This window comes from Roseibium sp. (assembly GCF_965229775.1).
Classification (GTDB): Bacteria; Pseudomonadota; Alphaproteobacteria; order Rhizobiales; family Stappiaceae; genus Roseibium.
This window is the reverse complement of record NZ_OZ245929.1, coordinates 2,921,508-2,945,655: the sequence shown is the minus strand read 5'-3', so window position 1 is coordinate 2,945,655 and position 24,148 is coordinate 2,921,508. Positions and strand designations below refer to the sequence as shown.

At 61.2% G+C, this 24,148-nt stretch carries 21 protein-coding genes; 10 read left to right on the top strand and 11 right to left on the bottom strand.

Features of this window, described 5'->3' with window-relative positions:
- Positions 1-390 precede the first annotated feature (390 nt).
- Positions 391-2,061, top strand: a complete 1,671-nt coding sequence (locus ACO07N_RS13360) for an alpha-glucosidase family protein (protein WP_421981487.1) — start codon at positions 391-393, stop codon at positions 2,059-2,061.
- A gap of 87 nt (positions 2,062-2,148) precedes the next feature.
- Positions 2,149-2,934 carry a glycosyltransferase family 2 protein gene (locus ACO07N_RS13355; RefSeq protein WP_421981486.1) on the top strand — a complete coding sequence of 262 codons (786 nt, stop codon included), beginning with the start codon at positions 2,149-2,151 and terminating at the stop codon, positions 2,932-2,934.
- Between the two features lie 49 nt (positions 2,935-2,983).
- On the opposite strand, the gene ACO07N_RS13350 is transcribed toward ACO07N_RS13355, so the two are convergent.
- Positions 2,984-4,177 (bottom strand): HD domain-containing phosphohydrolase, encoded by a 1,194-nt coding sequence (locus ACO07N_RS13350; RefSeq protein WP_421981485.1) that lies wholly within the window; start codon positions 4,175-4,177, stop codon positions 2,984-2,986.
- 195 nt (positions 4,178-4,372) lie between these two features.
- Here ACO07N_RS13350 and ACO07N_RS13345 point away from each other — a divergent pair, with 195 nt between their 5' ends.
- Positions 4,373-5,596, top strand: coding sequence for an NAD(P)/FAD-dependent oxidoreductase (locus ACO07N_RS13345; RefSeq protein WP_421981484.1), 1,224 nt, complete (start codon positions 4,373-4,375; stop codon positions 5,594-5,596).
- The gene (locus tag ACO07N_RS13340; RefSeq protein ID WP_421981483.1) at positions 5,593-6,054 is read left to right on the top strand and encodes a YaiI/YqxD family protein; all 462 of its coding nucleotides are present in this window, start codon (positions 5,593-5,595) and stop codon (positions 6,052-6,054) included. Before ACO07N_RS13345 ends, ACO07N_RS13340 begins: the two co-directional genes overlap by 4 nt.
- Before the next feature lie 133 nt (positions 6,055-6,187).
- Here ACO07N_RS13340 and ACO07N_RS13335 read toward each other — a convergent pair whose 3' ends face one another.
- Both ACO07N_RS13335 and ACO07N_RS13330 read right to left on the bottom strand, forming a co-directional pair.
- On the bottom strand, positions 6,188-6,544 hold the full coding sequence (locus tag ACO07N_RS13335; protein WP_421981482.1) for a BA14K family protein: 357 nt from the start codon (positions 6,542-6,544) through the stop codon (positions 6,188-6,190).
- A gap of 131 nt (positions 6,545-6,675) precedes the next feature.
- Complete coding sequence (locus ACO07N_RS13330; RefSeq protein ID WP_421981481.1) at positions 6,676-7,401, bottom strand: hypothetical protein; 726 nt, start codon at positions 7,399-7,401, stop codon at positions 6,676-6,678.
- Between the two features lie 323 nt (positions 7,402-7,724).
- Here ACO07N_RS13330 and ACO07N_RS13325 point away from each other — a divergent pair, with 323 nt between their 5' ends.
- Both ACO07N_RS13325 and ACO07N_RS13320 read left to right on the top strand, forming a co-directional pair.
- Positions 7,725-7,937, top strand: a complete 213-nt coding sequence (locus ACO07N_RS13325; protein ID WP_306141169.1) for a cold-shock protein — start codon at positions 7,725-7,727, stop codon at positions 7,935-7,937.
- A 156-nt stretch (positions 7,938-8,093) separates the two neighbouring features.
- On the top strand, positions 8,094-8,408 hold the full coding sequence (locus ACO07N_RS13320; protein ID WP_421981480.1) for a hypothetical protein: 315 nt from the start codon (positions 8,094-8,096) through the stop codon (positions 8,406-8,408).
- Positions 8,409-10,513: 2,105 nt separating this feature from the next.
- Here ACO07N_RS13320 and choV read toward each other — a convergent pair.
- The 3 genes from choV to ACO07N_RS13305 form a co-directional block, all read right to left on the bottom strand.
- On the bottom strand, positions 10,514-11,560 hold the full coding sequence (gene choV / locus ACO07N_RS13315) for a choline ABC transporter ATP-binding protein (protein WP_421981479.1): 1,047 nt from the start codon (positions 11,558-11,560) through the stop codon (positions 10,514-10,516).
- Complete coding sequence (choW, locus tag ACO07N_RS13310; protein WP_421981478.1) at positions 11,557-12,399, bottom strand: choline ABC transporter permease subunit; 843 nt, start codon at positions 12,397-12,399, stop codon at positions 11,557-11,559. The genes choV and choW overlap by 4 nt, the downstream gene beginning before the upstream one ends.
- A gap of 74 nt (positions 12,400-12,473) precedes the next feature.
- Positions 12,474-13,421: a choline ABC transporter substrate-binding protein gene (locus ACO07N_RS13305; protein WP_421981477.1), complete on the bottom strand. Its 948-nt coding sequence runs from the start codon at positions 13,419-13,421 to the stop codon at positions 12,474-12,476.
- Positions 13,422-13,647: 226 nt separating this feature from the next.
- Between ACO07N_RS13305 and betI the strand changes: the two genes are divergently transcribed.
- The 4 genes from betI to ACO07N_RS13285 all read left to right on the top strand — a co-directional run bounded on the left by betI (position 13,648) and on the right by ACO07N_RS13285 (position 18,851).
- A complete protein-coding gene (gene betI / locus ACO07N_RS13300) occupies positions 13,648-14,250 on the top strand; it encodes a transcriptional regulator BetI (RefSeq protein WP_421981476.1) in 603 nt (200 codons plus the stop codon).
- Between the two features lie 14 nt (positions 14,251-14,264).
- On the top strand, positions 14,265-15,923 hold the full coding sequence (gene betA / locus ACO07N_RS13295; protein WP_421981475.1) for a choline dehydrogenase: 1,659 nt from the start codon (positions 14,265-14,267) through the stop codon (positions 15,921-15,923).
- 44 nt (positions 15,924-15,967) lie between these two features.
- Entirely contained in the window at positions 15,968-17,431 is a 1,464-nt protein-coding gene (gene betB, locus ACO07N_RS13290; RefSeq protein ID WP_421981474.1) for a betaine-aldehyde dehydrogenase, read from the top strand.
- A gap of 136 nt (positions 17,432-17,567) precedes the next feature.
- Complete coding sequence (locus ACO07N_RS13285; protein ID WP_421981473.1) at positions 17,568-18,851, top strand: adenylate/guanylate cyclase domain-containing protein; 1,284 nt, start codon at positions 17,568-17,570, stop codon at positions 18,849-18,851.
- Between the two features lie 173 nt (positions 18,852-19,024).
- Here the strand turns inward: ACO07N_RS13285 and hemP are convergent, their stop codons facing one another.
- The 5 genes from hemP to ACO07N_RS13260 all read right to left on the bottom strand — a co-directional run bounded on the left by hemP (position 19,025) and on the right by ACO07N_RS13260 (position 24,075).
- Positions 19,025-19,240, bottom strand: coding sequence for a hemin uptake protein HemP (hemP, locus tag ACO07N_RS13280; RefSeq protein ID WP_421981472.1), 216 nt, complete (start codon positions 19,238-19,240; stop codon positions 19,025-19,027).
- A 392-nt stretch (positions 19,241-19,632) separates the two neighbouring features.
- Complete coding sequence (gene rirA / locus ACO07N_RS13275) at positions 19,633-20,097, bottom strand: iron-responsive transcriptional regulator RirA (RefSeq protein ID WP_421981471.1); 465 nt, start codon at positions 20,095-20,097, stop codon at positions 19,633-19,635.
- A gap of 81 nt (positions 20,098-20,178) precedes the next feature.
- Positions 20,179-21,216, bottom strand: coding sequence for a LacI family DNA-binding transcriptional regulator (locus ACO07N_RS13270; RefSeq protein WP_421981470.1), 1,038 nt, complete (start codon positions 21,214-21,216; stop codon positions 20,179-20,181).
- A 93-nt stretch (positions 21,217-21,309) separates the two neighbouring features.
- Positions 21,310-22,488: an NAD(P)/FAD-dependent oxidoreductase gene (locus ACO07N_RS13265; protein WP_421981469.1), complete on the bottom strand. Its 1,179-nt coding sequence runs from the start codon at positions 22,486-22,488 to the stop codon at positions 21,310-21,312.
- 381 nt (positions 22,489-22,869) lie between these two features.
- On the bottom strand, positions 22,870-24,075 hold the full coding sequence (locus ACO07N_RS13260) for an ABC transporter substrate-binding protein (protein WP_421981468.1): 1,206 nt from the start codon (positions 24,073-24,075) through the stop codon (positions 22,870-22,872).
- Positions 24,076-24,148 lie beyond the last annotated feature (73 nt).

The window sequence follows — 24,148 nt, the reverse complement described above, 5'->3', positions numbered from 1 at the left end:
GAAATTGACCTAAACGTCACTGTTTTTATTTTTCTTTATTAATTTCAATGCTTTGAAGTCTAAAAAATCTCTTCGCTTGCCAGACAAGCTCTCCTTCCTGTCAAAACGGCAGTATTTTAATATTTTGTTCACACGACTGTCATGCCGGTCGCTTAGCAGTGGCGTTGTTCAAAACAACTTCTTCTTTTGAGGCAATTTCGTCGCGTTTCGCCGGTCCTGGCAACAGGGCCGGTTTTTTCTTTTCAACTGCGTCAGGCGGTTCGAGGAGCAGAATCTTGTTCCCTGAACACGACTTTTCGTGCGTTGTAACTTGACCTCGCGATCCGCGGCATATAGCCATTCAAAGCGCTTTGAATTCATATCCCGCAAGACGCGGAACGGAGACCGGCAATGTTTGAAGAAGCCGAAACCGGCCAGGAGGCCGTCATGCCCGAAGAAACGATCGGAGATCGGGACTGGTGGCGGGGTGCGGTGATCTACCAGATCTATCCGCGCTCCTTCAACGATTCCAACAATGACGGTATCGGCGATCTCAACGGCGTCACCGAACGCATGGATTACATCGCCTCGCTCGGGGTCGATGCTATCTGGCTGTCGCCGTTCTTCACTTCTCCCATGGACGATTTCGGGTACGACGTCTCCGACTATGAAGATGTCGATCCGATGTTCGGGTCGCTCGCCGATTTCGACCGCATGACCCGCGCCGCACACGAACGCGGGCTGAAGGTCATGATCGATCTCGTCATCTCGCACACGTCCGATCAGCACGCGTGGTTCAAGGAAAGCCGGTCTTCAAAGGACAACGCCAAGGCGGACTGGTATGTCTGGGCCGACAGCAAGCCCGACGGGACACCGCCCAACAACTGGCTTTCGCTGTTCGGCGGGCCGGCCTGGGAATGGGACAGCCGCCGCTGCCAGTTCTACATGCACAATTTTCTGACCAGCCAGCCGGATCTCAATTTTCACAACAGGGATGTTCAGGACGCGGTTCTGGATGTGGCCCGGTTCTGGCTCGATCGCGGCGTAGACGGCTTCCGCCTGGACACTGTGAACTTCTATTTTCACGACGCGGAATTGCGGGACAACCCGCCGCTCAGCTCAGACGAAACACCATCCACCGTGGACCCGACCAACCCGTACGGGTTTCAGAACCACATCTACGACAAGACTCGGCCCGAAAACCTCGCCTTTCTCGAACGGTTCCGGGCACTGCTCGACAGGTATCCGGGCGCAACGTCCGTCGGCGAAATCGGTGCGGACGGTCAGGCCGTGGAACTGACGGCGTCCTACACGGAAGAAAACAAGCGCATTCACATGGCCTACAGTTTCGATCTGCTGACGCCGCAGCACTCTGCGGCCTATATCCGGCGGATCGTCGAGGAAATGAATGCCGGGATCGGCTCGGGCTGGGCCAGTTGGGCGCTGTCCAATCACGATGTCCAGAGGGTCGCCAGCCGCTGGGGCGACGGCAAGGACCTTGCCAGGTTCGCACCCCTGGGAGCGGCGCTCTGCGCAAGCCTGCGCGGCACGCCCTGTCTCTATCAGGGCGAAGAGCTTGGCCTGCCTCAAGTCGAGGTGCCGTTTGAAAAGCTGCAAGACCCCTACGGCATCCGCTTCTGGCCGGAATACAAGGGCCGCGATGGCTGCCGCACGCCGATGCCATGGGTGAACAACAACGCCAATGGCGGGTTTTCCGAGGCCGACCCCTGGTTGCCGGTCGCCAGCGAGCACCTGCAGCTGGCCGCCGACGAGCAGGACAAAGACGCAGGCTCGATCCTGAACCGGAACCGCGCCTTTTTTGCCTGGCGGCAAAACAGGATGCCGCTCAGGAAGGGCGACATGGTCTTCCTGGAAAGTCCGGATGACACGCTGGTCTTCACCCGGAGCTTCAAGGACGAGACCATCCTGTGCGCCTTCAATCTGTCAGCCGAACCGGCGACCATCACGCTGGACGGACTTGCCCTTGAAAACCTCGAAGCGCCCGGTTTCACCGGAACCGCCGATGGCGGCATGATCTCGCTTGGCGGACTGGATGCGTGCTTTGTCAGGGTGAAATCCTGAAATCCCTGCTTCAAATCATGACCCGGTGCGGCTAAAAAGGCGCACCGGACACCCTCCGGTCCCTGTCGACACCTTGCCGGACCCTGAATGACCGACCGCCTGCCCCTGTCCGCGTTCATCATTTCCAAGAACGAAGCCGACCGGATCAGCCGGCCGATCCGGAGCGTCGTCGACTGGGTGGACGAAGTGATCGTCGTCGACAGCGGCTCGACGGACGACACGGTGGCCGTTGCCGAGAAGCTTGGTGCGCGGGTGGTGCACCATGACTGGAAGGGATACGGCCCGCAGAAGCGCTACGGCGAAGAGCAATGCCGCAATGACTGGCTGCTCAACCTCGACGCGGACGAGGAAGTCACGCCCGAGCTCGCAGACGAAATCAAGTCGAAATTCGCCGACGGCAGCTATGGGACGGCCGACGGCTGGCGGATCATGATCCGGGACATGTATGCCCACGAGGAGGCCCCCGCGCCCTGGGCCTACGGCTATCACCAGATCCGCCTTTACGACCGCAGGAAGGGGCGTTTTTCCGCATCAACCGTTCACGATACGGTGCGCCCAGAAGACGGTGCAACGATCGACGACCTTGCCGGGATCATGGCGCATCGGTCCATCCGCTCGCTCGATTTCCAGGTCGGCAAGTACAACCGCTATTCGGGCATGCAGGTGGAAGACATGCGCGCACGCGGGCGCAAACTGCCCCGGAGCCGCCTGCTGACCGAGTTTCCGGTCAGTTTCTTCAAGGCGTATTTCGTGCGCAAGTACCGCAAATACGGCTGGTGGGGATTTATCCTGTCCGTGAACTACGCCCACGCGCGGTTTCTGCGTGTCGCGAAAGCGTATGAAGCGGACCTGCTGGAGAAGCAGGGCGAGTAGACTTGCGCAGGCGGCCCGCGCGTCCTCTGTCTCCGGACCGTGCCCGGCCCTACCCCGTCGCGTCCAGTGCCTCCTTCGGCACCGCATGCCGTTCGACCCGGATCGGCTGGCGCACGCCCGTGGTGTGGTGGAAGTGTTCCAGGCGGCGGATGGTCGTCGGCGTCAGGGTGTGATCGCGGGACAGGACAAGTTCGTGGCTGGTCTCCGTAAGCACATCATCGACCAGAATGTCGCCGGGCCTGAGCGAGTGGATGTTGCACTCCGAAATCTGCCCGCTGCGGTCCTCCAGCCCGTCTTCCAGGAGCACCTTTCTGGCGATATCCAGAAGCTTCTGGTCATATTTGGTCCGCTTGATCGCCAGCGCTTCGAAGGCAGCGGCATCCGGCCCGCCTTCCGGACTGGCATACCACAGGTCCGTCAGCAGCTTCAGGATGCGCGAGATCATCGGAATGTCCTCGCCCGTCGGACCGTCTTTCGGAAAGCCCGACCCGTCGAAGCCGCGCGCGGACAGGTAGAGAAACTCCGATACCTTTTCCAGATGCGGAATGTTCTGCAACAGGTCACGTGTCTGCACGGGCGAGCGGTCCAGCACGTCGCGCTCCTGCTCCGTCAGGCCGCGCGCGGCGCGGTAACGGGCCAGGATCTGTTTCGGCAGAAGGGCTTCCCCCAGCGGTGACAGCATGACCGCCATCTCCAGTTCCCAGGTTTTGCGGATGCCGACTTCCTGCGCGATCTTGAGCGCCTGTTTGCGCACGATCCCGGTGCGCCGGAACGCCTCGGGGTGGAACAGCGCCAGCATATCGATGAGCAGCTTGACCGACCCGGCAAGGGTGCGTTCCAGGAGCAGCCGGTCCTTCGCCTGCTGCCTGTGATGGGCCAAAGCGGTTTCAAGCGCGCTGGCAAGCTCTTCCTGCGGACAGGGCTTTTCCAGGTAGATGAAGGCATGTGCCTCGTTGAGCGCCTTCTTGATGGCCTCGGCGGACGTCTCGCGTGTCAGCATGACACGCGCGGCCTGTGGCACGATCATTTCCGATGCGCGCAGAAACGCCGTCCCGCCCCGACCCGGCAGGTGGAAACAGGAAAAAACCACGCAGGTGGCCGGATTCTGCTTGAGAAACCGCAGGGCTTCCTCGGATTCGGCAAAGCAGGCCACCTTGTGATGGTCGCCGAAAAGGCGTTCGAAGCCACGCCTGACGGCTTCGTCATGATCTGCAACGACAATCAGGTCGCCTGGCTCATCCATGAATCACTCTTTCGCCGGCACCCGGCCGGTCGCCCGCCGGGCTGGTTGTTTCCCGTTTCATGGTCTCACGAGAGGGATAACAAAAACTTGCCGGGCCGTGCCGAAACGGTGCGGCTGCGGGTGCGAAAGGTGCTGACCGGTTCGCAAGGCCATTCAGGTGTGGCGTTATCAACGCAAGTCGCCCTATAAGGCGGCATGCTTGATGTCCTCGTCATCGGAGCCGGACCGGCCGGCCTTTACGCAGCCGACCGGTTGGCGGCGGCGGGCCTGAAGGTTGAGATCATCGACCGGATGCCGTCGCCAGCGCGAAAGTTCCTGATGGCCGGGCGCGGCGGGCTCAACATCACCCACAGCGAAGGCCTGGATGCGTTCATTGGCCGTTACCGCGAGGCAGCACCGTTTCTTGCGCCCCTGATCGAGGCGTTTCCGCCCGAGGCCCTGACAGACTGGTGCCACGGGCTCGGGGAGGACACGTTCGTCGGCTCGAGCGGGCGCGTCTTTCCCGTCGCGATGAAAGCGTCCCCCCTGTTGCGTGCCCTTCTCCGCCGGCTTCAGGACCGCGGCGTTTCGCTCCGGACCCGGCAGTCGCTCACGGGACTGTCCGCGTCTAACACGGCAGACTTTCAATCGGACAGCGGAGAGACACGCGAAATCGGAGCACGCGCCATCTTGCTCGCCCTGGGCGGCGCCAGCTGGCCGAAACTCGGATCGACCGCCTCCTGGGTGCCGGTTCTTGAGAATCGCGGCGTGAAGGTGACCCCGTTCCAGGCGGCGAATTGCGGCTTCGAGATTGCCTGGAGCCCGTTTCTGAAAGACAGGTTTTCCGGCGCACCGCTGAAGCGGATCGGCCTGAGCCTTGCCGGCGACCAAGTGCTTGGCGAAGCCGTTCTTTCCGAAAAGGGGCTGGAGGGCGGCGCTGTCTATGCCCTTTCCGCCGAAATCCGGGAGACAATCAACCGTCTCGGTTCGGCGGAACTTGAAATCGACCTGCGCCCCGCACTGGCAGGCGGCCAGCTTGCGGAAAAACTTGCCCGTCCCCGGGGAAAACAGACCTGGTCCACGTTTCTGAAAAAGGTACTCAGACTGAAGCCTGTCGAAGTCGCCCTGTTGCACGAAACCGGTCCGCTGCCGGACGATCCTGCGTCCCTTTCGGACCGCATCAAGCGCGTGCAACTGAGCAGCAAGGCCCCCTATCCGATCGATCGCGCGATTTCGTCGGCGGGCGGCATCGCGCTTGACGAGCTTGAGGACACTCTGATGCTCAAGAAGATCCCCGGTGTCTTTGCCGCAGGGGAAATGCTCGATTGGGAAGCACCGACCGGCGGGTATCTGCTGCAGGCCTGTTTTGCGACGGCGCATCGCGCGGCTTCGGCAATCACGACCTATCTGAAAACAGACAACGCAGGACAAAAGCCATGACGATCCTTTTCGTGGACGCGGACGCCTGCCCGGTGAAGGACGAAGCCGTCCGGGTCGGCGAGCGGCACAAGGTCGAAATAAAATTCGTCTCGAACAGCTGGATGCGGCTGCCGGAAGGCGACCTGATCGAGCGGGTCGTCGTCCCCGAAGGACCGGACGAGGCCGACAACTGGATCGCCGAGCGGGCGAAAGAAGGCGATGTCGTGGTGACGGCGGACGTGCCGCTTGCGGCGCGTTGCGTCAAGGCGGGGGCCCTGGTGATCGGTCCGACCGGGAAACCATTCCGGGAAGACGGCATCGGCATGCGCCTCGCCATGCGCGATCTCAACACGCATCTGAGGGAAACCGGCGAAATCCGCGAAGGCGGTCCGTCTTTCACCAAGGCCGACCGGTCAAGGTTTCTGAATCAGCTTGAAACCATCATGCGCGCTGCCAGGCGCATCTCCGGGGCAAAATAAAAACTCCCTGCAAGGTTGGGAGGAGACCTTGCAGGGAGACGCCGGGGGGCACTTTGTGCCGCATCTGAACCGGCTGAGTCGCATTGTCCTTGTTCGGCGGGAGCCGGTACCCGGCTCCGGAACCTACAAAGCCTTAACGGCAGAACTTGTACTGACCGGAATAGGCCAGGAAGTAGCCGGTGTTCGGGTTGAACGAACGATATTTCGCGTGGCAGTAGTTGTACCAGGCCGGGGTCCACGGAGCCGGACGGTAGGTGACGACCGGAGCCGGTGCCGGGTAGTAGGCCGGCGGCGGAGCAACGTAGGTCGGCGGTGCGTAACGGGGCCGCGCCAGGGCGGAACCGATGATGGCACCGGCGGCGATACCGCCTGCGATGCCTGCGCCGACGCGCCAGCCGTTTCCGGCTTCGGCAGTGGTTGTCTGAGAAGTGAGAACGACGCCTGCAACGAGAGCGAGGGCGGTGGTGGTGGTAGCGATTTTCTTAAACATTCTAAAGTCCCTTCATGGTTGCGAGGCCCTGAATGTTTCCCTGCCTCAGCTCATGAAAAGACCATAGCGCCGCCTCTCGACCATCTCTGTGACCGGGGTCACAAGGTGTCACATTTGCCTTTTTTCCGGTTTCAGGGCCGGAATCCTGCGTCTGGGAGGCACTCCGCAGATGTCATCATGTCACGGCACTCACCCAGACGTTTCAGGTAGGACCTCAGAAAATCCACATTGCCGTTTTGCGTCCCGAGAGCATCGGTCAAAGACGTAGCCCTGGCGTACCAGGCATCGGCCTGCTCCGGTTCGCCAGACGCAGCAAACGCGTAAGTCAAGATCGCCGCAATGAACGGCTTACCCTGATCGTCCCTGTCCATTTCACCCTCCGCTTCCTCGACAAATTTGCCCGCAAGGTCGCTGTTGTTCAGGAACGACTTATGCTCGTGCCAGAACGCCATCAGCAATATCTGGAAACCACGCTTTGAACCTGTGTGCTGAAGGTACTCCGCGATCCTGTAGGCGCGCTGCCACGGCGGAAGATTACGGATTGTCCGGTAGTCCTCGGTCTCGACAAACGGTCTCAATCGTTCCAGCTCCTCTTCGGAGAACTCCTTGTAAAGGGGCAAGCCGGTCGTGGGACAAACCGGCAATCTGGTGACGAAATCGCAGGAGGTTACCGGTTTGAATGACATGGTTCGGCCCATCGTCGAACATGAAACGGTTTCGACGATCTCGAACTTCTCTCCATCCAGAGGACAGGTTTTCTGAGCGGAAACCGGACTCCCGGAAACCGCCGGGTACGCGAAAAAAGTCAAAATCAAAGCAAAAAGAACAAATCTGATCATTGGGTATCCAATCGTCATTCGATGCAATCAGAAGTTTTGAATCGCTGGTTGTTGAAAAAATGACGGGAAATTGACGGTAACAAGGAAATTGTGGTTCGTGGCGGTTCGGAGAAAACTCACACTAGTTTCACTTGCCACGCCCTTAGCTCAGACCTACATTGTCGAGCATCGGCGCGCGTTGCGCCGTACGGGACATGACGAAAGACCCGGTGAGACTGATTTCGGTGGCGCTTCTAAAGCGTTGCTCTGAATAGCCAAGCTTTCCGTTTCTTATTGACTTCTCGTATATCCGCGCTCTGCAGGTCCTCCCGCAGGCGCACAAACAACGGAAAGGTTTCTCCATGCGCGAGAACGGCACCATCAAGTTCTTCAACCACGACCGTGGTTTCGGTTTCATCACGCCGGATAGCGGCGGCAAGGACGTCTTCGTCCATGTGACGGCATTCGAACAGGCAGGCCTCGGCGCGCCGGTCGAAGGCGCGAAGATCTCCTTCGTCGCCGAAGACGACCGCCGCGGACGCGGCAAGCAGGCTGCACAGCTCGAGCTTCTCTGAGCCTCAAGGGTTCGTTTCGAACCCGGCAAACTGCCAAAATGAAGGCGGGGCCATTCGGCCCCGTTTTTGTTTCCGGACTTATCGCCTGTTCTTTCGGATGCTGACTGGGCTCAGCTTGCGTTTAACAATCCTTGCTCCCAATAACCGGAGACCTTGATGCCGCCGGAGCTACCGCAATCACCGCTCATACCTCAGATCGCGGCTGCGTCGCTTACGTTGGGCATGGTTGCAGGTTTCCTGATATGTTTCTGCGTTATCGGCCGTCTCATCTTCAGATACCATTTTTCCGAAGACTATCGTGACGCGTCCAGCGAAGTCGCAAGGTCCAACAAAGCAATGAATGATTTTCTGCTGTCAGCCAAGTATAGCCGCGAACGCCGTATCCTGTACTGGACCTTTCCGGCTGTGGTGCTTTGCCAGCTTCTCCTGCTCCTGCTGAGCACCTTTTACGGGCCGATTTCGATCGGATAAGGCAACGCGCTCGGCCTTGCCCGTTTGTATTTTCGGAGATTTGCCTCGGGAGGGGTTTTGGGTCCTCCACGGGGTGAGGTCGGTGGATCGAAAACCGGTCTAGCCGCCGCGGCTGTTCCCTCTCCCGCGGGGAGAGGTCGGCCTGCAAGGCCGGGTGAGGGGAAAAGCGTTGGCGAGTATTTGAGAGATCTGACCCCTCACCCTGGCCCTCTCCCACCGGGAGAGGGTAAATCCTGGAAAGTTGACGCAGCGCAGCCATGCTTACTTCCCGACATTGCCTTCCGGCCCTCCTCAGGATGAGGTCACTGGATTTGGTGACGCCCTGCACAGCCCCGCCATCGTCATCCCGGCCAAGCGTCAGCGCGAGCCGGGACCGGGGAGCCCGGTGCCTGCGGGTCTGCCGAGCACCAGCAACCGGCGCAGCGGCTCACCGATCCCGGATCTCACTGCGTTCGTCCGGGATGACGACTGGTAAGTGGTGCGAGGGTCGAGACGACGCTTCCGTCGCCAGGCAGCCCATCCTTCGAGACGGGCCTTCCGGCCCTCCTCAGGATGAGGTCACTGGATTTGGTGACGCCCTGCACAGCCCCGCCATCGTCATCCCGGCCAAGCGTCAGCGCGAGCCGGGACCGGGGAGCCATTGCCTGCGGGTCTGCCGAGCACCAGCAACCGGCGCAGCGGCTCACCGATCCCGGATCTCACTGCGTTCGTCCGGGATGACGGCGGGTAGGTGGTGCAAAGGTCGAGACGACGCCTGCGTCGCCAGGCAGCCCATCCTTCGAGACGGGCCTTCCGGCCCTCCTCAGGATGAGGTCACTGGATTTGGTGACGCCCTCAATAGCCCCGCCATCGTCATCCCGGCCAAGCGTCAGCGCGAGCCGGGACCGGGGAGCCATTGCCTGCGGGTCTGCCGAGCACCAGCAACCGGCGCAGCGGCTCACCGATCCCGGATCTCACTGCGTTCGTCCGGGATGACGGCGGGTAGGTGGTGCAAAGGTCGAGACGACGCCTGCGTCGCCAGGCAGCCCATCCTTCGAGACGGGCCTTCCGGCCCTCCTCAGGATGAGGTCACTGGATTTGGTGACGCCCTCCACAGCCCCGCCATCGTCATCCCGGCCAAGCGTCAGCGCGAGCCGGGACCGGGGAGCCCGGTGCCTGCGGGTCTGCCGAGCACCAGCAACCGGCGCAGCGGCTCACCGATCCCGGATCTCACTGCGTTCGTCCGGGATGACGGCGGGTAGGTGGAGCGCTTGTCTCAGCTTGGCTGGTACGGGAAGAAACCACCACCTGCGGATTTGGGGCCCATCCTTCGAGACGGGCGGTCCGGCCCTCCTCAGGAGGAGAAAGTGGCTCAATTAACAGGACAAGAAAGCTGAAGCGCCTATGCTGTCCGACCGCCACGGTGTCACCCCGGACAAGCGTCAGCGCAGATCCGGGGCCTACTCGCCTGTCGGCTTGCCGAAACGCTTGATTGGTTCGCTTCTCCGAGTCCCTATGGCGGCTCAGGAAACGAGTGGGTCCCGGATCTCACTGCGTTCGTCCGGGATGACGACTGGTAGGTGGTGCAAAGGTCGACACGACGCTTCCGTCGCCAGGCAGCCCATCCTTCGAGACGGGCCTTCCGGCCCTCCTCAGGATGAGGACACTGGATTTGGTGACGCCCTGCACAGCCCCGCCATCGTCATCCCGGCCAAGCGTCAGCGCGAGCCGGGACCGGGGAGCCATTGCCTGCGGGTCTGCCGAGCACCAGCAACCGGCGTAGCGGCTCACCGATCCCGGATCTCACTGCGTTCGTCCGGGATGACGGCGGGTAGGTGGTGCAAAGGTCGAGACGACGCCTGCGTCGCCAGGCAGCCCATCCTTCGAGACGGGCCTTCCGGCCCTCCTCAGGATGAGGTCACTGGATTTGGTGACGCCCTCAATAGCCCCGCCATCGTCATCCCGGCCAAGCGTCAGCGCGAGCCGGGACCGGGGAGCCCGGTGCCTGCGGGTCTGCCGGGCACCAGCAACCGGCGCAGCGGCTCACCGATCCCGGATCTCACCGCGTTCGTCCGGGATGACGGCGGGTAGGTGGTGCAGAGGTTGAGGGCCTTGTCGCCCCCACCTCATTTCAGCATGCAGTCGAGCAGTTCACCGTCGCCGATGACGCCGACGATGGCGCCGTCTTTCTGCACCACGACGGGCTCGGTGCTGGAGCGTTTCAGTCTGGCGACCTCGCGCACCGGCGTTCCCGCTTCGCAGGTCAACCCGCTCGCCAGGGATCCCGGCAGACTGCCGGGCGGAACCATGATGTCGCGTGCCCTGAGCACGTTGAGCGGGTTCATGTGGCTGACGAAGTCGGCGACGTAGCCGTCTTCCGGGTTCTTGACGATCTCCTGGGGCGTTCCGAGCTGGATGATCCGGCCGCCTTCCATGATGGCGATGCGCGAGCCGATCTTGGCCGCTTCGTCCAGATCGTGGCTGACGAAGATGATCGTCCGGTTGAGTTCCTTCTGAAGATCCAGAAGTTCATCCTGCAACTTGTCGCGGATAAGCGGATCGAGCGCGGAGAACGGCTCGTCCATCAACAGGATCGGAGCATCCGTGGCGAAAGCGCGGGCGAGGCCGACGCGCTGCTGCATGCCGCCGGACAGCTCGTGAACGTATTTTTCTCCCCAGCCGGACAGGCCAACGAGCTTCAGCTGTTCCTCCACCTTGGACGCGCGGTCCTTGGGAGACATGCCGGCGAGCTCGAGGCCAAAACCGACATTTTCCGCAACGGTGCGCCAGGGCAAAAGACCGAATTGCTGGAAAACCATGGCAATGCGGCTGCGGCGCAATTCCCTCAGATCGTTTGCGGAGCAGGTTTCCGGATTTACGTAGCTGCTGCCGTCATAAACCTGGACCTCGCCCCGTATCACCGGATTGAGACCGTTGACAGCACGCAGCAGGGTGGATTTTCCGGAGCCGGACAGCCCCATCAGGACCAGAACCTCGCCCTCGTGGATGTCGAGGCTCGCGCCGGCAACGCCCAGGATCTGGCCTGTCTCGGCCTGGATTTCCTGCCGGGTCTTGCCGGTGTCGATCATCGGCAAGGCCGATTTGGGGTCGTCTCCGAAAACGATGTCGACATCGCGGAAGGAGACGATCGGGGATGTGGCTGTTTCCGTCATCGCTTGCCTCCTTCCTCTTTCCTGAAGAACCTGTCGAGCACGATCGCGATCAGAACGATGCAGACGCCGACCTCGAAACCCTGGGCAATGTTCACCGTGTTCAGTGCCCGGAGCGTCGGCACCCCGAGGCCATCGGCACCGACCAGAGCCGCGATGACGACCATGGACAGCGACAGCATGATGGTCTGGGTGAGACCGGCCATGATCTGGGGCAGCGCATAGGGAAGCTCAACCTTCCAGAGGAGCTGTGATTTCGTCGCGCCAAACGCCTCGCCCGCTTCCAGCAGTGCTTTCGGCGTGGAAGAGACGCCAAGCTGCGTCAACCGGATCGGCGCGGGAATGGCGAAAATGACAGTCGCGATGAGGCCGGGCACCATGCCGAGCCCGAACAGGATCAGCGCCGGGATCAGGTAGACGAAGGTCGGGATGGTCTGCATGAGATCGAGCACCGGCCGGATCGCGGCATAAAAGCGCGGATTGTGCGCCCCCAAAACACCAATCGGAACGCCGGCAACCATGCAGACAACCGCGGCCGCCAGCACCAGCGCAAGCGTTTCGGTGGTCTCTTCCCAATAGCCCTGGTTGATCGTCAGGAGCAGCGCGAGAATGACAAAGGCGGTAAAGGCGATTGTGCGGTGAACGGCGTAGCCGATACCTGCGGCAATGGCGACGATGACCAGCGGGTGCGGGGTCTGCAGCAACCACAGGATCCCGTCGATCAGGGACTCCAGAAAGATGGAGATGCCGTCAAAGATCCAGGCGGCATTCACGGTCAGCCAGTCAAAGAAGGCTTTCGCCCATTTCCCGATCGGCAATTTGTACTCTGTAAGCCAGTCCAAGCCGCTGCTCCGCTTCGTCTCAGTTCAAAAAAAATGCGCCGGGCGGAAGGTCCGCACCGGCGCTGCATCAGGCCCTATTCGACGCCAAGGGCACCCTTGACCGCAGCGAAGCTGTCACCGCCGTCGAAGGTCTTGACCCCGACAAGCCAGCTTTCGAACGTGGCCGGATGAACCTTCAGCCAGGCGGCCGCCGCCTTGTTCGGGTCTTCGCCGTCATTCAGGATCGCACCCATGATCTCGTTTTCCATCGCAAGCGAGAATTCAAGATTTTCCAGAAGCTTGCCGACATTCGGGCATTCGCCGACGTAGCCGGCGCGAACATTGGTGTAGACCGTTGCCCCACCGAAGTTCGGGCCGAAGATGTCATCGCCGCCTTCCAGGTAGGCCATTTCGAAATTGGCGTTCATCGGATGCGGTTCCCAGCCGAGGAACACGATGTCGTTTTCGCGCTTACCGGCCCTGGCCACCTGTGCGAGCATGCCCTGTTCGGAGGACTCAACAACCTCGAAACCTTCCAGATCGAAGAGGTTCTGGTCGATCATGCCGATGATCAGACGGTTGCCGTCGTTGCCCGGCTCGATGCCGTAGATCTTGCCGTCGAGATCGTCTCGGAACTTGGCAATGTCCGCAAAGCTCTTGAGACCCTTGTCGTAGGTGTATTTCGGCACGGCGAGCGTGTATTTCGCACCTTCCAGATTGGCGCGCACGGTCTCGACGGATCCGTCTTCGCGATAGGCCTTGATGTCGCCTTCCATGGTCGGCATCCAGTTGCCGAGGAAGACGTCGATGTCCTTGTTCTTCAGGGACGCATATGTCACCGGAACCGACAGGATCTTGACCTCGGGCTCGTATCCGAGCGCTTCGAGCACGACCGACGTCGCAGCGGTGGTCGCCGTGATGTCCGTCCAGCCGACATCCGAGAAACGCACCGTCTTGCAGGCCTCCGGTTCGCTGGCCATTGCCGTGCCGGACAGCATGACAGCCAATGCAAGACCTCCAGCGAGTTTCGCTGCAATGTTCATGAGTAAACCTCCTTTGGAAAGCAAATTATCGTTTGTGCAGGGAGCAAAGTCCCACCCGAGGCGCAAACTTCGACCACCAGATCTCAAGGGCGCAGTCTGAAACGTGCGCAATCGGTCTGCCAACCCCTGTCCCGCCTCAATCCAAGCATCCGTAGCGACATTTTGCAAGTTTTCATTGATTGATTGATCAATTAAAAATAAGAATCGGAAAAGTCCGGAGACCAGGATGCCCAAAGTCGGAATGGAAGCACAGCGCCGGCGGAGCCTTATCGATGCCACCGTGGATGCGATACACGAACGCGGTTACAGCGACGTAACGATGGCCCAGATCGCCAAGCGTGCAGGCGTTTCCGGCGGTCTTGTGCATCACTATTTCGGCTCGAAAGATCAATTGCTTGCCGCAACGATGCGGCACCTGTTGACCGAGCTCGGGCGCGCCATTCGCGAGAACCTGGCCAAGGCGGAAACACCACGCGAGCGCATCTCCGCGATCATTGCCGGAAACTTCGCCGTGGACCAGTTTCAGCCCGCAGTGATCGCCGCCTGGCTGGCGTTCTACGTGCAGTCCAGAACCACCGAAAGCAACAGCCGTCTATTGCGGATCTATGCCGCAAGGCTTGCCTCCAACCTGACCTACAATCTCCGTTTCTTCCTTCCAAGGAACGAAGCGCGCCGGATTGCGGAAGGCACCGCGTCCATGATCGACGGGGTCTGGATCCGGCAGGCCCTGAGCGACGCGCAGACCGACAGGCAGGCGGCCATCGCGATGGTCGAGGACTATGTCGAAAACCAGATTGCCGCTCATGCGGACCGCAGCAAGGACCACTGAGCCGGAGTTTCGCAATGACCGACGCGTTTGATTTCATCATCGTAGGAGCCGGGTCCGCCGGTTGCGCGATGGCCAGCCGGCTCTCCGAGGACCTGAAAAACCGGGTTCTCGTGCTGGAATTCGGCGGTACGGACGTCGGGCCGCTGATCCAGATGCCCGCCGCCCTCTCCTATCCCATGAACATGCCGATCTACGACTGGGGCTATGAAAGCGAGCCGGAACCGCATCTTGGCGGCCGCCGCCTGGCGACGCCTCGCGGCAAGGTGATCGGCGGCTCGTCCTCGATCAACGGCATGGTCTATGTGCGCGGCCATGCCTGTGACTTCGACACCTGGGAGGAGATGGGCGCAAGCGGCTGGGGCTACCGGCACGTGCTGCCCTATTACAAGCGCCAGGAACAGAACCCGCAGGGCCAGGCCGGGTGGCGCGGTGAAAACGGTCCGCTGCACGTGCAACGGGGCACCAAGTGGAATCCCCTGTTTCACGCGTTCCGCGATGCCGGCCGTCAGGCGGGGTACGAGATCACCGAGGACTATAACGGCGAGAAGCAGGAAGGCTTCGGCGACATGGAAATGACGGTCCACAAGGGCCGCCGCTGGTCAGCCGCAAACGCCTATCTCAAGCCGGCCCTGAAGCGCGGCAACCTGGATCTGATCAAGGGCGCCCTTGTCCGAAAGGTCCTGATCGAGAACAACCGGGCCGTTGGTGTCGAATTCGAGATCGGCGGCGAGATCCGGGAAGTGAAGGCCGCGCGCGAAGTCATCCTTGCCGCCTCGTCGATCAATTCGCCGAAAATCCTGATGCTGTCGGGCATCGGCCCGGCAGACAAGCTGTCCGAACTCGGCATCGATGTCGTTGCCGACCGCCCCGGCGTCGGCGCCAACCTGCAGGACCACCTGGAGCTCTATATCCAGCAGGCCTGTTCGCAGCCGATCACGCTCTACAAGCACTGGAACCTCTTCTCCAAGGCCCTGATCGGTGCGCAATGGCTGTTCTTCAAGAACGGCCTGGGCGCGTCCAACCAGTTCGAGAGCTGCGCCTTCATCCGCAGCAGGGCCGGCGTCAAGTATCCCGACATCCAGTACCACTTCCTGCCCTTCGCGGTCCGCTATGACGGGCAGGCCGCGGCCGAAGGGCACGGGTTCCAGGCGCATGTCGGACCGATGCGCTCGAAATCGCGCGGACACGTGTCCCTGACATCCTCCGACCCGAAGGCCAAGCCTTCCATCCTGTTCAATTACATGTCGCACGATGAAGACTGGGAAGACTTCAGGACCTGCATCAGGCTCACGCGGGAAATCTTCGGCCAGGACGCTTTCGCCGACTATCGCGGCAAGGAAATCCAGCCGGGCGACAAGGTACAGAGCGACGAAGAGCTCAACGATTTCATCCGTGAGCACGTGGAAAGCGCTTACCATCCGTGCGGCACCTGCAGGATGGGCGCCATGGACGATCCGCTGGCCGTGGTCGATCCTGAATGCCGCGTCATCGGTGTCGACGGATTGCGGGTCGCCGACAGTTCCATCTTTCCGCTGATCACAAACGGAAACCTGAACGGCCCCTCCATCATGGTGGGCGAGAAAGCTTCCGACCACATTCTCGGCAAGGACCCGCTTCCGGCCTCCAATCAACAGCCCTGGATCCACCCGGACTGGGAAAACAGTCAACGCTGAATTCTGGCCGGGCCGCCGGTCACACCTTTTGCAGGAGCACTTCAATGCGCGCCCAACCGAATGCCTCACATTTCGTCGGCGGATCCTATCTGGAAAGCCAGTCGGGAACACCGTTCGACAGCGTCTATCCCGCGACCGGCGAGATAATCGCCCGCATCACGCCGGCCGATGATGCCGTCATTGAGGCCGCGGTCTCGGCCGCCAGGAAAGGTCAGAAGGTCTGGGCGGAGACGCCCCCGGCCGAACGGGGCCGCGTGCTGCGCCGGGCAGCCGACATTCTCAGGGAAAAGAACCGCGAACTGTCGATCCTGGAGACCCTCGACACCGGCAAGCCCTTGCAGGAAACGCTTGTCGCGGATGCGGCATCGGGAGCGGACTGCCTGGAATATTACGGCGGCCTTGCCGCTACGCTTACCGGTGAACACATCGACCTTGGCGGCTCGTTTGCCTACACGAAGCGCGAACCGCTTGGGATCTGCTTCGGTATCGGCGCCTGGAACTACCCGATCCAGATCGCGTGCTGGAAATCGGCACCCGCGCTCGTCTGCGGCAACGCCATGATTTTCAAACCGTCCGAGGTAACGCCGCTGAGCGCGCTCAAGCTCGCCGAAGCCCTGAGCGAAGCCGGGCTTCCGGACGGCGTCTTCAACGTGATCCAGGGATTTGGCGACGTCGGCGCGAAAATGGTGGCGCATCCCGACATTGCCAAGGTGTCGCTGACGGGCTCCGTCCCGACCGGTGCCAAGGTGGCCGCCCTTGCAGGCGAACACCTGAAGAAGACAACGCTCGAACTTGGCGGCAAGTCGCCGCTGATCATCTTTGACGATGCGGATATCGAGAACGCGGTGTCTGCCGCGATCAATGCCAACTTCTATTCGACCGGGCAGATCTGCTCGAACGGAACACGGGTTTTCGTTCATACAGCCATCAAGGAACGGCTCCTCGCGCGCCTTGCCGAGCGAACGGCGAATGCCGTGCTCGGCGATCCGCTCGACGAGACGACCAGTATCGGCCCGCTCGTCTCCAAAGCACAGCTCGACAAGGTGCTGAACTATCTGAAGATCGGACAAGACGAAGGCGCCCGCCTCGTGTGCGGCGGCGGTGCCGCCGAGGTGGCAAGTTTCCCGAACGGTTACTTCGTGCAGCCGACCGTGTTCGCCGATGTCACGGACACCATGACAATTGCGCGGGAAGAGATTTTCGGCCCCGTTCTGAGCGTGCTCGATTTCGACGATGAAGACGATGTCGTCGCCAGAGCGAACGACACCGAATTCGGCCTCGCGGCCGGGGTTTTCACGAAAGACATTCAGCGCGCGCATCGCGTGATCAGCAGGCTGCAGGCCGGTACCTGCTGGATCAACACCTATAATCTCACGCCGATCGAAATGCCCTTCGGCGGCTACAAGAAATCCGGGATCGGCCGGGAGAACGGTCACGCGGCGATCGAATATTACAGCCAGCTGAAAAGCGTCTATGTCGAAATGCACGGCGTCGAAGCCGCATTCTAACTGTGATGTCTGCGTTTTCAGCGAGAAAGCCCCGGCCTCAGGCCGGGTTTTTTTTATCGTCCAGGAGACCGTGACAGATTGAAGTTTCTCCGCGGCAAACCAGATTAACGTCAACACAGCTTCTTCAGGAGACCGTATGACCCGCACCGTGCTTGATCCCGCACCGCGCAGTTACGCACCGCACGTTTACGTTCTCAACCGGTCACAGCGCGGACCGGCCTGCGCACCCGATCACCAGAGCATCGAAGACCTGCACAACTGGCTGCTGCACGAGGCGACGCGGATCGACAACGTGATGCTGATGTTCGAGGAATTCATGTGGCGCTGCAAGGCGGCCGACCTCGGCATTGACCGCTGCACGCTTCACATGGGCACCCTGCACCCCAGGGTGATCGGGTTTTCCTGGTTCTGGAGCCGTCTCGACGGGTTATGCGACGAAATTGCCGCCGATGCGGGTGCCGTTAATGAAGCCGCGTTCACGCGCAATCCGCTCTACAAGGTGATCATGGAAGGCCAGATGATCAAGGTCGACCTGGAAACCGAAGACGGCCGGGCGTCCTCCCCGCTGATGCAGGAACTCGCCGATCAGGGGTTTACCTCTTATGTTGCGCTTCCGCTGAGTGCGTCGGGCAAGACCTTCAACGCGATGACTTTCGCAACGACGCGTCCGGGCGGGTTCGAAACCTCGGACAAGGAAGAAATCCGCCGGCTGATCGATCTCCTGGCTCTCCATGTGGAGCGGCACATCGTCCAGCGCATCGCGCGCAACGTCGCCGACACCTATCTCGGGCCGATCGCGGGACGGCGCGTCCTTGACGGGGAAATCCGGCGCGGCGACGGCGAAGCCATTCAGGCCGTCGTCTTCATGGCCGACATGCGCGGCTTCACGCAGCTTGCCGACCGGCTCAGCGGTCCCGAGGTAACAGCCATCCTGAATGCGTATTTCGACCGGATCTCCAGCGCCGTCCTGAGCCACGGCGGCGATATCCTGAAATTCATGGGTGACGGTGTGCTTGCCGTTTTCGATCAGAAGGCCCTTGGCGAAGGGGCAGCGGCAACCGCTGCCGTCAAAGCCGCAAGGACAGCGCTTGAGGCCATCGAGGCCCTGAACGAAACACCACCCGACGACCTGCCGGATCCCGATCTCTGGCATCCGCTTAAAATCGGCATCGGACTGCACAGGGGCGAGGTCTTTTTCGGCAATGTCGGCGGCGAGGAGCGTCTCGATTTCACGGTGATCGGACGTGCCGTGAACGAGACCAGCCGTGTGGAATCGCTGTGCAAACCCCTGGGCCGGGAACTTCTCCTGACCGAACCGGTGCGCAACGCACTGGCAGGCGATCTCAAAACCAGCCTGAACGAAATGGGCGAACACGCCCTGCGCGGTGTCGGCAAACCTGTTGCAATCTATTCGGCCTGACTGCAGATCGCCCGTTCCGGCACGGTTTGATGATTCCAAGTCCCCTTCCCCCAAGTGGGTCGGGGGAAGGGGCAGGCAAATCGCGTGCCCCCTAAGAGGCTTCTACGATCGCCCTTCTCGGGTCCGCCCCCCCCCTTCAGGGTACGGACGGCGCTTCCGGTCGTGTTCCGGTATCACTTCGTGAGGATCAGTTTTCCCTGCTTGGTAATGGAGAGGCGATACGTGTCCTCATTGTGCTGAATCTGGATCTGCCTCAGACCGCTGAAGAGCTCACGCGAATCAAATTCCGATTTCTGTTCGCGGGCAGGCTTGCCCGCCCAGGCGGGTCTTGAGCCCCCCGCAGAGGAAATTGAGAGGCGTCGCTTCTGGCTGTTGGCGGTGAGTGTCATGGCACTATCGGTCCCTGGCCTATGCTGTTTTGCCGGATCAAGGGAGGCTCAACCCGGCGTCCATTTCAGAACGATTAAAAGGTGAGTTTCTTACTCAACTTTATACTTGACACTCATACTCAACTTTTCCTATCAAGGCAATGCCTGATCGAGACGGAACTGGAAATCGCGTCCTCCGGTTCTGAACGAGACAGGGTCCGCGGGAAACCGCGGACGAAAAATGCCAGGCCAGCCAACCGCCCTCTCCTCTCCCTCAGCGGCTAGCCAGCCCGGCCTTTTCTCCAACATCCCTGATCGATAAGCATGCCGGTGCGCTCCGCGCGGGCCGTCACGCAACAAAAAAGCGCCAACCGGATAGTGGCGCTTCTGGTCAACACATCGAAGTGGCGTGTTCAGGCATTTGCCGCGATCGGTGCGTCCGTCACGTCGATCTTCAAAAGATCGCGCATGCCGAACCTGTCCTCGGACAAGTCAGCGATCGATTTGGTGTCCAGCACCGCCATGAACGCTTCGAGCGCCTCATGCAAAAGACCGTTGAAGCCGCAGGACATGATCAGCGGACAATCCTTGCGTCCGGAATCGAAGCACTCGGCAAGAAGGAAACTTTCCTCCGCCGCGCGCACGACCTCGCCCACCGAAATCTGCTCCGCCGGCCGGCCCAGCATGACACCGCCGTTCCGCCCGCGGATGGTCTTGATCAGATTGGCATCGACCAGGACCTTCATGATCTTGAACAGGTGGGTTTCCGACATGTCGAAGCTGGCAGCGATATCGGCGACCTTGCTCGGCTTGTCCGGGTTGACGGCGCAGTACATGAGGGCACGCACGGCGTAGTTTGTTTGTTGTGTCAGTCGCATGCCCTAGATATGCGGTGCGGCGTCTCAAAGGTCAACGAAAAAATCTGAGTGTAATATGTCACTTTCTGCGCGATTTCGGCGCTAAACCGCTTCGGGCAGATTGTCCTTCAGAAAAATATCGATGCCGATGCGTTCCTGGCCCTCAATGATGGGTTTCTTGTCGCACAGCGCCTTCAATACCCGGACGGCACTTCTGATCTCGTGCCCCGGATCCTGCGCAATGACCGCGTCCATGATGCCGGCCTGCAAGGCGTCCCGCGTGTAAGGGGTCAATTCGTGACCGACGAAGACAATCTCCTTGCGCGGATGTCCTTCGGAAAGCGCGGCGATGATGCCCCTGTTTCCCGCACCGATGTTGTAGAGCCCCGCGAGGTCCGCATGATCCTGGAGGAGACGCCCCACAAGATCTGCATTCCTGGCGTTGTCATCACGTCCCTCGCGAACCTTCAGAAGCTGAAGATGCGGGAAGTCCGTCTCCAAGATGGTCTTGCAGCCCGCGAACCGTTCGGCATGGTCTCTCAGTCCCAGGGAACCGGCGATGAGGCCGATCTTTGCGGCTTTCTCGGGCAGAAACCGTCCGAGGAGCCGGCCCGCGGTGCGGCCGGCCGCCGTGTTGTCGATGCCGACGAAATGCTGCCGCGCGGAGACCGGGTGATCGGACACGAGGGTAACGACGGGAACCCCGCGGTCCTGCAGCCGGTCGATGGCTGCCCGCACCTCGGGAAACGCGGGCGCCACCACCGCAACGCCATCGCACACGGACCGGTCCAGGATCGCAAGCGTGCCCGCGACGCGGTGGCCGTCAAAGGCGTCGATCGGCTCCACGTGCACCGTGACACGGTCGCTGCTCAGGGTCTCCGCATGTGCCCTGGCTTCGCGCGTGAGATCCTCCATGAAGGCATTCGGACCGTCGGGAATAAGAAAATGCAGCCGGTAGACACGTTTCTTGGCAAGACCGGCGGCAAAGACATCCGGCTTGTAGTTCAGCCCGTCGGCAGCCGACCTGACCTTTTCAATGGTAGCCTTGCGCACGCCCGGGCGACCGTTCAGCACCCTGTCGACCGTCGCCAGGCTCACGCCCGCAGCTTCAGCCACATCATGAATGGTCACGCGCTTCATTCGTTCCTCTTTTTGCGCCGAGTATACAGCTCAATGAGGAACGGTCATCAAAAAATGCTGCAGCGCATGATCAGGTCGCATTTGTCCGTGCGCTCAGACAAATTGACCGGCCGCGTGGCCTGACGACCAGGCCCACTGGAAATTGAACCCGCCGAGATGTCCGGTGACGTCAACCACCTCGCCGATGAAGTAAAGGCCGGGCACCCTGGAGCTTTCCATCGTCTTGGAGGACAGTTCCTTCGTGCTGACGCCGCCGAGGGTGACCTCTGCTGTCCGGTAACCTTCCGTCCCGACCGGCGTGAGCTGCCAGCGGTTGAGCTGGTCCGATGCCCGCCGCAGCACCTTGTCGGACTGGTCGGCCAGGCGGCCGCCCAGGGAAAACGCTTTCGCCAGCTCCTCGGCGAGCCGGTTGGGCAGCAATTGTGTGAGGGATGTCCTCAGGTCCTGTTTCGGACTGTCGCGGCGCGCGTTCCGCAGGGCCTCGAACACATCTGTCTGCGGCAGCAGATCGACGGATATCGGATTGCCCTCTTTCCAGTAAGACGAGATCTGGAGGATCGACGGCCCCGACAGGCCGCGATGGGTGAACAGCAGTCCCTCACGAAATACCGTCTTGCCGAAAGAGACGCAGGCATCGACCGAAATGCCGGCCAGGCGCGCGCACAGATCCTTGTTGGCATCTGAGAAGGTCAATGGTACCAGCGCGGCGCGCGGCGGAACCACTTCCAGCCCGAATTGCCTCGCAAGGTCGTAGCCGAAGCCGGTCGCCCCCATTTTCGGGATCGACGGTCCCCCCGTCGCCACGACCAGCGATTTCGCCTTGAGCGGCCCCTTGGACGTTGCCACCGAAAACCATTCGTCGGGTTTCTCGACCGCCTTGATGCCGGTTTCCAGTTGCAGCGTTCCGCCCGCCGCCTCGAGTTCGTCCAGGAGCATGCGGATGATGTCCTTGGCGCTGTTGTCACAGAAGAGCTGACCGAGGGTTTTCTCGTGCCAGGCAATGCGGTGCTTTTCGACAAGCGCCAGAAAGTCCTGCTGGGTGTAGCGCTTGAGCGCCGAAACGCAGAACCGCGGGTTCTGCGACAGAAAATTCGCGGGCGTGCAGTGCAGGTTGGTGAAATTGCAGCGGCCGCCACCCGAGATCCGGATCTTGTCCGCCGGCCGTTTGGCATGGTCGATCACCAGCACCCTGCGACCCCGCTTGGCAGCCTCAATTCCACACATCAGACCGGCCGCACCGCCGCCAAGCACAAGAACATCCAGATCACGCATGCGCGGGCTTATAGCGGGTTTGGATCGTGTGAGTAAGGGTGCATTGCCCTGTTTTCAGGTTCGGCGTAGCCAAACCATGCCAGTGGATCGACAGAATTTGAAATCGTCATTCCGGCTGAAGCGCAGTGCAAGGCAGGGCTCCGGGAACCTCTCCCGGCGGGAGAGGTCGGCGCGCATGCGCCGGGTGAGGGGATAAACCGCGGCAAGACATGCAACCGTCTGATCCCTCACCCTGACCCTCTCCCACCGGGAGAGGGAACTTTGGTTTCGACCGTGCTTCTCAGGATGAGGAGAACGTGCAGGAAGCGATCGATCAGGTCAAAGAAAAACCGGCAGCTCGTTCGAACCGCCGGCTTCCTGAAATGCTCTTGTCAAAAAAGCTTATTTCATCTCGGTGATGGTCTCGAAGCCGTTGGAGCCGACCTCGAAGAGGGCGTAGGTGCCCGGAACGTCGCCCTTGGCGTCGAAGTTGTGATCACCGGCTGCGCCCTTGTAGTCGATGGCAGTACCCGCCGCGATCAGTTCCTTGGCCTTCTTCCATTCACCCGGAAGAATGGCCTCGCCTTCGCCGTCGGAGACTTCAACGACGGCTGCTGCAACGTCTTCCTTCTTGCCGCCGGCCTTTTCAACGGCCAGTGCCAGCAGGAATGCCGCGTCATAGGACGTATTCGCGAAGATCGCATCGGGATCGCCGCCGACGCCCTTGAAGGCTTCGTTGAACATGTCCAGCGACTTGGAGGCTTCACCGACCGGCGAGGACGCCACGAAGGTCGCCAGGTTTTCCGCGCCGAGTTCGTTGATCACCGCGTCGGACTTCATGCCGTCACCGCCGACGAACTTGTCGAAGAAACCGTTTTCCAGCGCCTGGCGCAGGATGGTCAGACCGGTGCCGTCGCCGTAGTCGAAGATCACGAGCGTGTCCGCGCCGCCCTTGGCGAGTTCCGCCAGGTTCGAGCGGTAGGAGGCCTTGCCTTCCTCGTGCGCGGCAAACTGGGTGATGTCACCGCCGAGCTCATCGACATATTCGGCCTTGAATGCATTGGCGAGGCCGGTGCCGTAGTCGTTGTTGAGATAGGCGACAGCGACCTTGCCGTAGCCCATGTCCTTCATGGTGCGGGCGAGCGCACGGCCCTGGTAGTCATCGGACGGCACGGTGCGGAACACGGTGCCCTTGTCTTCCAGGCCGGAGATTTCCGGCGAGGTTCCGGACGGTGTGATCAGCGCGATGCCGGCCGGGATCGTGACCGATCCGGCAGCGGCCAGAACAGCGCCCGAGCAATGCGGGCCGACGATGCCGACGACACCTTCGATGTTGACCGCCTTGGTGGCCGCGTCCGTGCCGCCCTGCGGGTTGCAGGCGCTGTCGCCGACGACGCCGACGAGCGTCTCACCGTCACCGATACCGCCCTGCTCGTTCACCTGCTGAACAGCCAGCTGGGCCGCGTCGATCATAGCCGGAGCCATGGCCGCGATCGGGCCGGACACGCCGCCGATCAGACCGATCTTCACGTCGGCCTGGGCTGGCACGGATGCCAGCGCGGTTGCCGCCATCATGCCGGCAGCAAGTGCTAGAAACTTGGTTTTCATCAAGAGTACCTCCTCAATGGTCCGGTCTTTGCCGGGTCTTTTGGAACCTTGGCTCCCGCGCCCTTCAATCCAG